Genomic DNA, 11,517 nt, shown 5'->3' with positions numbered 1-11,517 from the left:
GGCCCCGGGGATCAGGGGGTCGCCGCCTTCGGTATGTGGGGGTGGGGGGCCGGGATCAGTACCAGTGGTTGGTCTGCCAGAAGTCCCAGGCGGCGCAGGGGCTGCCGTAGCGGTCGTTCATGTAGTTCAGGCCCCACTCGATCTGGGTGGCGGGGTTGGTCTTCCAGTCGGAGCCGGCCGAGGCCATCTTGGAGGCCGGCAGGGCCTGGACCAGGCCGTAGGCGCCGCTGGAGGCGTTGGTGGCGGTGGGGTTCCAGTTGCTCTCGTGCTGGACGATCTTCGAGAAGCACTGGTACTGCGCCGAGTTGCCGATCATCTTCTTCGCGGTCGCCTGGGCCGAGGCGGCCGCCGTCGGCGCGGCCTGCGCGGGTGCGGCGGCGATCAGCGTGCCGCAGGTGGCGGCGGCGAGGGCGGCACCGGCGACGGCCTTCTTCGGGGTGGCGAGGGTGCGGAGGAGGGAAGCGGCGGACACAGGCGGCCTTTCGGTCGGGAGCAGGGGGGTCGCGGTGTGCGTGCCGGACGCCGCGGGGTGGGCGGCGGGGCATGCGTCGGCGCCGCGGCCCGTGGGGGGCACGTCGGCGCCTGGCGACCGCTCCACAGAAACAAATCCGTGGTTTGCCCGCAAAGCTCCCTTTTACTAACCGCGGTCGCATTTCGGACATCGCGCTCGGGCGGGGCGGGGGTGCGGGGCCCGGGCCGGCGCGGCGGGGGCGGGGTCCGCCGTCGTGCCGCGGCTACGGCCCCGCTTCGTACGTGACCCGCGTCATGTGGGGTGGTTCACCGTCCCGGTCACGGACCGCGTCCGGGCCATCACCGAGGGGAGGCGTCGAATGTGACCGGCGCCTCGAAGGCCGCCCTCCGGGTGGCGCGGCGCAGGGCGCGCAGGACCGGGGCACCCAGCGCCAGGGTCAGCGCGGCGGTGACCAGCGCCCGGCCCAGGTCCCAGCCGAGGGAGGTGGCCAGGCAGTAGGCCAGGAAGCGGGCCAGGTTCGCGGGAACCGGCGCGTCCGGGTCGAAGGAGATGTTCGAGGCGAGCGCGGACATGAAGGGCCAGCCCGCCATGTTCATCACCGTGCCGTAGGCGAAGGCCGCCAGGAAGCCGTAGACGGCGAGCAGCCACACCTCCGCGCGGCCGCGCAGACGGTGCGGGCCCGGCAGCAGGCCCGCCCCCATCGTGAACCAGCCCATCGCCAGCATCTGGAACGGCAGCCACGGGCCGACCCCGCCCGTGAGCAGGGCGGACGCGAACATCGTCACCGAGCCGAGGACGAAGCCGAAGCCCGGACCGAGGACCCGGCCGCTGAGGACCACGAGGAAGAACATGGGCTCCAGACCGGCCGTTCCGGCGCCGATGGGGCGCAGCGCCGCGCCCGTCGCCGCCAGGACGCCGAGCATCGCCACCGCCTTCGGGCCGAGGCCGGACTCCGAGATCGTCGCCGCCACGACCGCCACCAGCAGGACCAGGAGGCCCGCGAAGAGCCACGGCGCGTCCTGGGCGTGGGCGTTGAGGGTGGAGGCGGGCGGGGCGAGGAAGGGCCAGCCGAAGCCGGCCACGCCCACCGCGCTCACCAGGAACAGGGCCGCGAGCGAGCGCGGGCCCAGGCGGACGGCCTTCGCCTGGCGCTCCGCGCCCCCCGCGGTGCTCCCCGTGGCCCTCATGACAGCGCCTCCCGGACCTGGGCGACCGTGAGCCAGTGCTGCGGGGCCAGGACCTTCGCCACCTGCGGGGCGAAGGACGGTGACGCCACGACCACCTCCGCCGCCGGGCCGTCCGCGATCACCTCGCCCTCGGCGAGCAGGACCACCCGGTGGGCGAGTTCCGCCGCCAGCTCCACGTCGTGGGTGGCCAGGACGATCGCGTGGCCCTCGGCGGCCAGCGCGCGCAGGAGCGTCACCAGGCGGGCCTTCGCCGCGTAGTCCAGGCCGCGGGTCGGCTCGTCCAGGAGGATCAGGGGCGGCCGGGCGGTCAGGACCACCGCCAGGGCGAGGGTCAGGCGCTGGCCCTCGGACAGGTCGCGGGGGTGGGTGTCGTCGGACACGCCGGGGAGCAGTTCCGACAGCAGGGCGCGGCACGTGCCCGGCTCCGCGCCCGCGTCCTGGTCGGCGGCCGCGCACTCCGCGGCGACCGTGTCGGCGTAGAGCAGGTCGCGCGGCTCCTGCGGGACCAGGCCGACGCGGCGGACCAGGTCGCGGGGGCGGGTGCGGTGGGGGACCGCGTCGCCGGTGCGGACCGAGCCGGAGGACGGCGCGACCAGGCCGACGAGCGCGCCGAGCAGCGTCGACTTCCCGGCGCCGTTGCGGCCCATGAGGGCGACGGCCTCGCCGGGGGCGACGGTCAGGTCGACGTGGCGCAGGGCCTGGACGCGGTCGCGGCGGACGGCGAGGGAGCGGACCTCGGCGACGTGCGCGGGGGACGGGGCGTCCGGCTTCGCGCGCCCGAACAGGCGCCGGCCGGCCGGGGGCGGCGCGGGCGCCGGGGCCGCCTCCCGCCGGGGCTCCAGGTCGGCCAGGCGTTCCCGCAGCGGGGCCGCCCTGCGGCGCGCGTCCCGGACCGTGAGGGGCAAGGGGGACCAGCCGGCGAGGCGGCCCAGGTCCACCACCGGCGGGAAGACGGGCGACACCGCCATCACCTCCGCCGGGGCGCCGAGGAGCGGGCGCTCGCCGGGACCCGGCAGCAGGACCACCCGGTCGGCGTACTGGACGACGCGCTCCAGGCGGTGTTCGGCCATGAGGACCGTGGTGCCCAGGTCGTGGACCAGGCGCTGGAGGACCGCGAGGACCTCCTCGGCCGCCGCCGGGTCGAGCGCGGAGGTCGGTTCGTCCAGGACCAGCACCCGGGGGTGCGGGGTGAGGACCGAGCCGATGGCGACCCGCTGCCGCTGGCCGCCGGAGAGGGCGGAGACGGGGCGGTCGCGCAGGTCGGCCAGGCCCAGCAGGTCGAGGGTCTCCTCGACGCGGCGGCGCATCACGTCCGGGGCCAGGCCCAGCGACTCCATGCCGTAGGCGAGCTCGTCCTCGACGGTGTCCGTCACGAAGTGGGAGAGGGGGTCCTGGCCCACCGTGCCGACGACGTCGGCCAGTTCGCGCGGTTTGTGGGTGCGGGTGTCGCGGCCGGCGACCGTGACCCTGCCGTGCAGGGTGCCGCCGGTGAAGTGCGGGACCAGACCGCTGACCGCGCCCAGCACGGTGGACTTGCCGACGCCGGACGGGCCGACGAGGAGGGCCAGTTCGCCCTCGGGCACCTCGAAGTCCACCGCGCGGACGGCGGGTTCGTCGGCGCCGTCGTACGTCACCGACACGTTCTCGAAGCGGATCACGACGGCTCCTTGCGGGTGGCGCCCTCGGGGGCGGGGGTGACGAAGGCGGGGAGCAGGCCGATCAGGACGGCCGCCGCGGGCCACAGGGGGAGCGCGGGCGCGACGAGCGGGACCACGCCGGGGTGCAGGGCCGCCGGGTCGCGGTCGGCGGCGAGGGCCAGCAGCGCCGCGACCGCCGCGCCCGAACCGGTGACCAGCCAGGCGCGGACGCCCCAGCGGTCGGGGCGGTAACGGGTGCGCAGAGAGCGCCGGCCGCCCAGCCACAGGCCCGCGAGGGCGGCGGCGAGACCGCCGAGGAGGACGGGGACGCCGTAGGTGCCGCCCTCGGCGGTGAGCAGTCCGTACGTTCCGGCGCAGACGCCGAGCAGACCGCCGAGGATGAGGGCGGCGGTGGTGCGGCGGACGGCCGGCGGGACCTCGGCGGTGCGGCCGTAGCCGCGGGCGTCCATCGCGGCGGCGAGGGCGACGGAACGCTCCAGCGCGCCCTCCAGGACCGGGAGTCCGACGTGCAGGAGGCCGCGTACGCCCTTGTCGGGGCGGCCGCGCAGCCGGCGGGCGGCGCGCAGCCGCTGGACGTCGGCGATGAGGTTCGGGGCGAAGGTCAGCGCCACGACGACGGCCACGCCCGTCTCGTACAGGGCGCCGGGGAGGGACTTCAGGAGGCGGGAGGGGTTGGCGAGGGCGTTCGCGGCGCCGACGCAGATGAGCAGCGCGGCGAGTTTCAGGCCGTCGTACAGGGCGAACACGAGGGCCTCGGCGGTGACCCGGCCGCCGAGGCGGATGCCCTGCGCCCAGTCGGGGAGCGGCACTTCGGGAAGGTGGACGATCACGTGCGTGCCGGGGACGGGGGAGCCGAGGACGACCGCGAAGAGGAGGCGGACGACCAGCACGGCGAGGGCGAGCTTGACGAACGCGCCGTAGGAGCGGGCCCAGGGCGCGTCCGGGCGGCGGGTCGCCACGACGTACGCGGAGACGGTGACGAGCAGGGCGAGGAGGAGGGGGTTGGTGGTGCGGGTGGCGGCGGTGCCGAGGGCGAGGGCCCACAGCCACCAGGCGCCGGGGTGGAGCGGGTCGCCGTGGGGACGGCGGGGGGCGGGGGCGTCCGGCTGCACCGGGCCGGCGGTGCCGGTGCGCCCCCGCGGACGGGCGTCGCTAGCCACGACGGCGTACCTGCCAGACCGCCGCCGCGCCCAGGCACACCACCACCGCGATCCCGGCCGCCAGGCCCAGGGACGGGCCGTCGTCGGCCGGTTCGCTCGGCTGCTCCTTCTCCTTCTCCGCGGGCGCGGACCTCTCGTCCCCCGACACCTGCTCCCCGCAGCCCTTCTCCGGGTACCCCGCGATCGCGCACAGCAGGGCGCCCGCGTCGTAGCGCAGGGGCTCGGCGACGGCGGCCAGGGCCTCGGCCGTCGTCGCGTCCGGGGAGACCTGCGCGCAGGCCGTGCGGCCCGCGGGCGGGGTCTCGCCGGAGGGGGCGTCGGCGGGCGTGCCGAAGTCGAGGACCAGGGCCACGCGCTTCGTGCCGTCCCGCGGCGGGGTCCCGGCGCAGACCGCGGCGAAGTCGGCGCTGCCGCGGGGCTTCGCGGCGTCGGCGGAGTCCTCGCTGACGGAGAAGCGGAAGCCCTGGACGGCGCCGTCGGCGGGACGGACGAGGGACGGGCCCTGGGTGGCGTACGTCCACGTCCCGCCGTCGCGCTCCCAGAAGGACCAGTAGCGGTAGCCGGTGGCCCGCGCCTGGCCCGCGCCCGCCAGCAGCGGCAGGAGCGCGGCCAGGAACAGGACGACGGTGCGGCGTGTCACGGCTGCCGCCGCTTCGCGCGGCCGCTGATCAGGAAGCCGATGCCGATACCGGCGACCAGGCAGACGCCGACGAACCACCAGACGCCGAAACCGGAGTCCGACTCGTCCTTCTTCTCGTCCTCCTCGTCGTTCGTCGCCCGGGTGGTCTCCTCGGAGGGCGTCGGGCCGGTGGCCGTCAGCTGCTCCACCAGGTCCGTGCCGCCGAAGTCGCGCGGGTCCGCGCCGGTCGCGTGGGCCGCGAGGATCAGCTGGGCGTAGGCGGCGGGACCGCTCCGGGCGGCCCAGTCGGCGGCGTTCTCCTCCAGCCAGGCCAGGGACTTCCCGGCCGGCTCGGTGGCGCCCTGCGCTGCGAGCGCGACGACCGCGTCGGCGGTGTTGCCGTAGTCGGGCTGGTCCTCGGCGCCGGCGAGGGCGGAGGTGAGGTGGCCGTCCTTCGCGAGGGCGTCCGTGAGGTGGGCGGCGCCGTTGGCGGCGGCCTGCTCGGGGGTGTCGGCCTTCTCGCAGCCGGCCTTCGCCTTCGCGCCCTCGCCGGGCCCGGTCACCAGGCCCTTGCCGAGCGAGCCGAGCACGCCCGCCGCCGTCGCGTCCGCGTTGGCGACCAGCTCGCCCTCCTTGTCCGGCTGGAAGGCGAAGGCGCCCGCGCCGTCGGCGTCGCACGGGAGCGCCAGCGTCAGCAGGGCGTCGTAGGGGGACTTGCCGTCCTTCGTCACGTCGGCCGGCTTCTCGCCGACGGCGGTCAGCGCGCCGATGACGACGGAGGTGGAGTTGGTGTCGCTGGCGCCGCCCGCCGTGTAGCCCCAGCCGCCGTCCTCGTTCTGCACGGACTTCAGCCAGCCGACGGCCTTGTCCGTCACGTCGTCGTGGCCGCCGAGCGCGGCGAGGGCCTGGACGGCGGCGGCGGTCTGGTTGGTGTCGACGGCCGTCTTAGCGTCGCACGCTTTCGCGGTGTCGGCGCGGTACGGGGCGAAGGAGCCGTCGGCGCACTGCTGACCGGTCAGCCAGTCCACGGCGGCCTTCGGCGGCTCGACGCCCGCCGTGTGCTGCGCGAGCAGGGCGAGCGACTGGCGCCAGACGCCGTCGTACTGGGGGTCGCCGTCGCCGTACAGGGCGGAGGGGAGCGCCCGGGACGGCGACGGGGACGAGTCGGCTGCGGCCGGTGCGGCGGCGCCGATCACGGCGACGGCGGCCAGGACCGCTGCGCTGCGGCGGACGTTCATGATCGGCGGGTGCCTCTCCCTGTGGGGGGAACCGGGCAGCGCGGGACACCCCGGCGGCTCGGCTCCGTATACCTCGACGGTGCCGTGCACCGGCGGAGCGCCGGGCACGCGAGCCGGTCACGATCCGTCCGGGGCGTTCCGGCTCACCGTCCCGGCGGACGGCTCACGGTTGCGGGTCAGCGCCGGAATTGCACCGGCTTCCCCCCGTACGGGTGTGATGACGACGCCGCCACTTTACCCGCCCGTAGGGAAGGGGCCAGGGGCGGCTTCCTGGGGTGACCGGAGTCACGCGGCCGCGGGGACGCGCCGGGGCGGCCGTCGGTGGGCCGGGACACCCTCCCGCGGATTCCGCGGGACCGCGAGCAGGTGCTCGCGCACTTCCCGGACGCGGGACCGAGGGCGGGGCGGGGGTGCGACGCCGCGCCCTCCCGCGAGTTCCCGCGGAACCGGGGCGAGGCGTACGAGCCGGGGCGTGAGGCCGCCGCCCGTCCCGTGCCCCGCGCGGCGAGGGCGATCCCGCGTACGGGGACCCGGGCATCGTCGCCACGGCCCGGCGCGACCGGGCCGTCGCCCGTGACGCCCGGAGCGGCTTCGGGACCGAACTGCCGGAGGGAGAGGCGCGGCGGCTGCGGAGCGGTGGGCCGGGGAGGCGCCGGCCGGGCGGGGGCGGAGCGGACTCGCGGCGGTGGGGTGGCGCCGCCCCGGCGTCGTGGGCCTGACGGGGGCGGGCCCGGTGTCGCGGGGACCGGCCCGCACCCGCCGGCGGGGGCGCGGGCCGGCCGGTGCCGGTCAGAGGGGGTGCGTGCCGACGGAAGGTCGTCGGAACCTTCGTCAGGGGGTGTCGGTCTCCTTCGGGGCCGTCAGGTCCATCAGGCGGCACACCGTCTCGATGTCGGTCTTCACCTGGTCGAGGGAGGCACGGCCCGAGAGCCAGGCGATCAGGGTCGCGTGCCAGGTGTGCTCGATGACGCGGACCGCGGCGAGCTGGTCGGGCGTGGGGCCGGTGAGGCCCACGGCGTCCAGGATGATCGCCGTGGTCTGCCGGGAGACCTGGTCGACCTCCGGGCTCACGCTGCGGTCCGCGAAGGTCAGGGCGCGCACCATGGCCTCGGCCAGGTGCGGCTCGCGCTGGAGCGCGCGGAAGGCCCGCATCAGGGTCTCGGCGGTCCGCTCGGCCGCGGTCTCGCCGGTCGGCGGCTTCCTCCGCAGGGTGCCGTGCAGGCGCTCCAGCTGGTCCTGCATCATGGCGACCAGCAGGTGGATCTTGGACGGGAAGTAGCGGTACAGCGTGCCGAGCGCCACCTGGGAGGACTCCGCGACCTCGCGCATCTGCACCGCGTCGAAGCCGCCCCGGACGGCCAGCTGCGCGCTCGCGCGCAGGATGCGGCGCCGGCGTGCCTCCTGCCGCTCGGTGAGCGGTGAGGCCGGGGTGGTGCGCGGGGCGTCGGCTTCCGTCTTCGCCGCCTTGTCCCTGTTGGCTTCCGCGGGCATGGGTCCCGTCCGTGACAGTCGGTGAGGGTGGATGATCAGACAGCATGGCACGCCGCCCGTCGTGGCGTGAATCACCTGATCAACTGCTCCCAGCCCCCCTACCTGCCGGTAGATTCGGAGCCTCCGAACGATCAACTCTGAAACTTGTTCTAGGTCGGCGTCCCGGCGTAGTCTCGCGGGACAGTGCAGGGAGAAGGGGGCCCAGAGTGACCGCTGAGGCCAGTCAGGCCGGGCCCTCGGAAGGGCCCGCATCCGACGGCTTGCGACCGCTCCGCATCGCGCTCCTCACCTACAAGGGAAACCCGTTCTGCGGCGGGCAGGGCGTCTACGTGCGCCACCTCTCGCGCGAACTCGCCCGCCTCGGGCACCGCGTCGAGGTCATCGGCGCCCAGCCCTACCCCGTCCTCGACGAGGGGTACGACGGGCTGGGCCTCACCGAGCTGCCCAGCCTCGACCTCTACCGCCAGCCGGACCCCTTCCGCACCCCGAAGCGCGACGAGTACCGCGACTGGATCGACGCGCTCGAGGTCGGCACGATGTGGACCGGCGGCTTCCCCGAACCGCTGACGTTCTCCCTGCGCGCCCGCCGCCATCTGCGCGCCCGCCGCGGCGAGTTCGACGTCGTCCACGACAACCAGACGCTCGGCTACGGCCTGCTCGGCGACCTCGGCGCGCCCCTGGTGACCACCATCCACCACCCCATCACCGTCGACCGGCAGCTGGAGCTGGACGCCGCCGGGACCTGGCAGCGCCGCTACTCGGTGCGCCGCTGGTACGCCTTCACGCGGATGCAGAAGCGGGTGGCGCGCCGCCTGCCGTCCGTGCTCACCGTCTCCGGCACCTCCCGCCAGGAGATCGTCGACCACCTCGGCGTGCGGCAGGACCGGATCCACGTCGTCCACATCGGCGCCGACACCGACCTGTTCGCGCCCGACCCGTCGGTGCCGGTGGTGCCGGGCCGGATCGTGACCACGTCCAGCGCGGACGTGCCGCTCAAGGGCCTGGTCTTCCTCGTCGAGGCGCTGGCGAAGGTGCGGGTCGAACAGCCCGAGGCGCACCTCGTCGTCGTCGGCAAGCGGCCCGCGGAGGGACCCGTCGCGCAGGCGATGGAGCGGTACGGGCTCGAGGGCGCCGTCGAGTTCGTCAAGGGCATCTCGGACGCGGAACTCGTCGACCTCGTGCGCTCGGCCCAGGTCGCGTGCGTGCCGTCGCTCTACGAGGGCTTCTCGCTCCCGGCCGCCGAGGCGATGGCCACGGGGACCCCGCTGCTCGCCACGACCGGCGGCGCGATCCCCGAGGTCGCCGGCCGCGACGGGGAGACCTGCCTCGCCGTGCCGCCCGGTGACGCGGGGGCGCTGGCCGCCGGACTGACCAGGCTGCTGGGCGACGCGGAGCTGCGCGCACGGCTCGGGGCGGCCGGCCGGGAGCGGGTGCTCCGGCACTTCACGTGGGCGCGGGCGGCGGAGGGCACGGTGGCCCGCTACCGCGAGGCGATCGCCCGCGCGGGCCGTGACACCGCCGACGCCCGCCCCGCGGCGCAGTCCGCCACCCGCTCCGCGGCGCAGCCCGCCGACCGCCCCGCGACCACGTCCCCCGGCCGTCCCACGGCCCCCACAGACACGGACACCGCCCCCGGCACCCCCACGGACACGGGCGCCGCATCCGTGACCACAGCCGAAACCTCAGACCGCGAAAGCAGGGCCACGTGCTGACCGTCGACTTCTCCCGGTTCCCGCTCGCCCCGGGCGACCGTGTCCTGGACCTCGGCTGCGGGGCCGGCCGGCACGCGTTCGAGTGCTACCGGCGCGGTGCGCGGGTCGTGGCGCTGGACCGGAACGGCGAGGAGATCCGCGAGGTCGCCAAGTGGTTCGCCGCCATGGAGGAGGCCGGGGAGGCGCCCGCCGGGGCCACCGCCACCGCCATGGAGGGCGACGCCCTCGCGCTGCCCTTCCCCGACGAGTCCTTCGACGTCGTGATCATCTCCGAGGTGATGGAGCACATCCCGGACGACAAGGGCGTCCTCGCGGAGATGGTGCGCGTGCTCAAGCCCGGCGGCCGGATCGCGATCACCGTGCCGCGCTACGGCCCGGAGAAGGTGTGCTGGACGCTGTCCGACGCCTACCACGAGGTCGAGGGCGGCCACATCCGCATCTACAAGGCGGACGAACTGCTGGCGAAGATCCGCGAGGCCGGCCTGCGCCCCTACGGCACCCACCACGCGCACGCGCTGCACTCGCCGTACTGGTGGCTGAAGTGCGCGTTCGGCGTGGACAACGACAAGGCGCTGCCGGTGCGGGTGTACCACAAGCTGCTGGTCTGGGACATCATGAAGAAGCCGCTGGCCACCCGGGTCGCCGAGCGGGCGCTGAACCCGGTGATCGGCAAGAGCTTCGTGGCGTACGCGACCAAGCCGCACCTGCCGCGCGCCGAGGCCGAGGCGGACGCCGCGTGACCACCCCCCGGACCCCCCGGACGGAACACCTCGTCCTGCCCGGGGTCCTCACCGCCGGGCAGGCCGCCGCGACCGTCGCGGGCATCCTCGCGGTGCAGCGGGAGGACGGCGCGATCCCGTGGTTCCGCGGACACCACCTGGACCCCTGGGACCACGTCGAGGCCGCGATGGCGCTGGACACGGCGGGCGAGCACGAGGCCGCCGAACGGGCCTACCTGTGGCTGGCCCGGCACCAGTTGGAGGACGGCTCCTGGTACGCGGCCTACGCCGACGGCGACCCGCGCGACGTCACCGACCGGGGCCGGGAGACCAACTTCGTCGCCTACGTCGCGGTCGGCGTCTGGCACCACTACCTCTCCACCGGCGACGACACGTTCCTGGACCGCATGTGGCCCACCGTGTACGCGGCGGTGGAGTTCGTGCTGCGGCTGCAGCAGCCCGGCGGGCAGGTCGGCTGGCGGCGCGACGACGACGGCACGCCCGCCGCGGACGCGCTGCTCACCGGCTCCTCCTCCGTCCACCACGCGCTGCGCTGCGCGCTGGCCGTCGCCGAGCAGCGCGAAGAGCCGCAGCCCGGCTGGGAGTTGGCGGTGGGCGCGCTGCGGCACGCGATCCGGCGCCACCCGGAGCGGTTCCTGGACAAGGACCGCTACTCGATGGACTGGTACTACCCGGTGCTCGGCGGCGCGCTCACCGGCGCCGAGGCCAAGGCCCGCATCGAGGAGGGCTGGGACCGCTTCGTCGTGCCCGGGCTCGGGGTGCGCTGCGTGGTGCCCAACCCGTGGGTGACCGGCGGCGAGTCGGCCGAACTCGCCCTGGCCCTGTGGGCGATGGGCGAGTCCGACCGCGCGCTGGAGGTGCTCCAGTCGATCCAGCACCTGCGCGATCCGGAGACCGGCCTGTACTGGACGGGCTACGTCTTCGACGACGACGCGATCTGGCCGCGCGAGCTGACCACCTGGACGGCCGGCTCCCTGCTGCTCGCCGTCGCCGCGCTCGGCGGCCACGAGGCCACCTGCGCGGTGTTCGGCGGCGACCACCTGCCCCGGGGCCTCGACCCGGACTGCTGCGCCGAGGCCTGAGGCGCGGGGCGCCGGCCGGGCGCGGGTCAGTGGCGGCGCGGCCGGTTCGCGACGGCGTGGCCGACGGACAGGTGGACGACCGCGGCGGGTCCGTGCCCGGCGGCCACCCGGGCCCACGCCTCGCCGGAGGTGCCGTGTTCTCCGGGGGCGCCCCCAGA

The 11,517-nt window shown here is 75.7% G+C and carries 10 protein-coding genes and 1 riboswitch; of the genes, 3 read left to right on the top strand and 7 right to left on the bottom strand.

Annotation, left to right across the window (positions count from 1 at the left end):
* Nucleotides 1-55 precede the first annotated feature (55 nt).
* From FHS37_RS02765 to FHS37_RS02735, 7 genes are all read right to left on the bottom strand, one after another.
* Nucleotides 56-472, bottom strand: a complete 417-nt coding sequence (locus FHS37_RS02765) for a lytic transglycosylase domain-containing protein (RefSeq protein ID WP_184817381.1) — start codon at nt 470-472, stop codon at nt 56-58.
* Between the two features lie 338 nt (nt 473-810).
* On the bottom strand, nt 811-1,659 hold the full coding sequence (locus FHS37_RS02760) for an ECF transporter S component (protein WP_184817380.1): 849 nt from the start codon (nt 1,657-1,659) through the stop codon (nt 811-813).
* Nucleotides 1,656-3,317: an ABC transporter ATP-binding protein gene (locus FHS37_RS40430; RefSeq protein WP_184817379.1), complete on the bottom strand. Its 1,662-nt coding sequence runs from the start codon at nt 3,315-3,317 to the stop codon at nt 1,656-1,658. Before FHS37_RS40430 ends, FHS37_RS02760 begins: the two co-directional genes overlap by 4 nt.
* Nucleotides 3,314-4,477, bottom strand: coding sequence for an energy-coupling factor transporter transmembrane component T (locus FHS37_RS39070; RefSeq protein ID WP_184817378.1), 1,164 nt, complete (start codon nt 4,475-4,477; stop codon nt 3,314-3,316). Before FHS37_RS39070 ends, FHS37_RS40430 begins: the two co-directional genes overlap by 4 nt.
* Nucleotides 4,470-5,117 carry an SCO2322 family protein gene (locus tag FHS37_RS02745; RefSeq protein ID WP_184817377.1) on the bottom strand — a complete coding sequence of 216 codons (648 nt, stop codon included), beginning with the start codon at nt 5,115-5,117 and terminating at the stop codon, nt 4,470-4,472. The genes FHS37_RS39070 and FHS37_RS02745 overlap by 8 nt, the downstream gene beginning before the upstream one ends.
* The gene (locus FHS37_RS02740; protein ID WP_184817376.1) at nt 5,114-6,334 is read right to left on the bottom strand and encodes an SCO2321 family membrane protein; all 1,221 of its coding nucleotides are present in this window, start codon (nt 6,332-6,334) and stop codon (nt 5,114-5,116) included. The genes FHS37_RS02745 and FHS37_RS02740 overlap by 4 nt, the downstream gene beginning before the upstream one ends.
* A gap of 131 nt (nt 6,335-6,465) precedes the next feature.
* Nucleotides 6,466-6,538, bottom strand: a riboswitch (cobalamin riboswitch).
* Between the two features lie 627 nt (nt 6,539-7,165).
* Entirely contained in the window at nt 7,166-7,825 is a 660-nt protein-coding gene (locus FHS37_RS02735) for a TetR family transcriptional regulator (RefSeq protein ID WP_184817375.1), read from the bottom strand.
* 206 nt (nt 7,826-8,031) lie between these two features.
* Between FHS37_RS02735 and FHS37_RS02730 the strand changes: the two genes are divergently transcribed.
* The 3 genes from FHS37_RS02730 to FHS37_RS02720 are packed head-to-tail and all read left to right on the top strand — an operon-like array spanning nt 8,032 to nt 11,359.
* Nucleotides 8,032-9,537, top strand: coding sequence for a glycosyltransferase family 4 protein (locus FHS37_RS02730; protein WP_184817374.1), 1,506 nt, complete (start codon nt 8,032-8,034; stop codon nt 9,535-9,537).
* Complete coding sequence (locus FHS37_RS02725; RefSeq protein ID WP_184817373.1) at nt 9,531-10,277, top strand: class I SAM-dependent methyltransferase; 747 nt, start codon at nt 9,531-9,533, stop codon at nt 10,275-10,277. The genes FHS37_RS02730 and FHS37_RS02725 overlap by 7 nt, the downstream gene beginning before the upstream one ends.
* The gene (locus FHS37_RS02720) at nt 10,274-11,359 is read left to right on the top strand and encodes a prenyltransferase/squalene oxidase repeat-containing protein (protein WP_184817372.1); all 1,086 of its coding nucleotides are present in this window, start codon (nt 10,274-10,276) and stop codon (nt 11,357-11,359) included. The genes FHS37_RS02725 and FHS37_RS02720 overlap by 4 nt, the downstream gene beginning before the upstream one ends.
* Nucleotides 11,360-11,517: the final 158 nt, after the last annotated feature.

The organism is Streptomyces griseomycini (assembly GCF_014203535.1).
Taxonomy (GTDB): Bacteria; Actinomycetota; Actinomycetes; order Streptomycetales; family Streptomycetaceae; genus Streptomyces; species Streptomyces griseomycini.
Note: the sequence above shows the minus strand (reverse complement) of the source record. Positions and strands in the feature narration are given on the sequence as shown.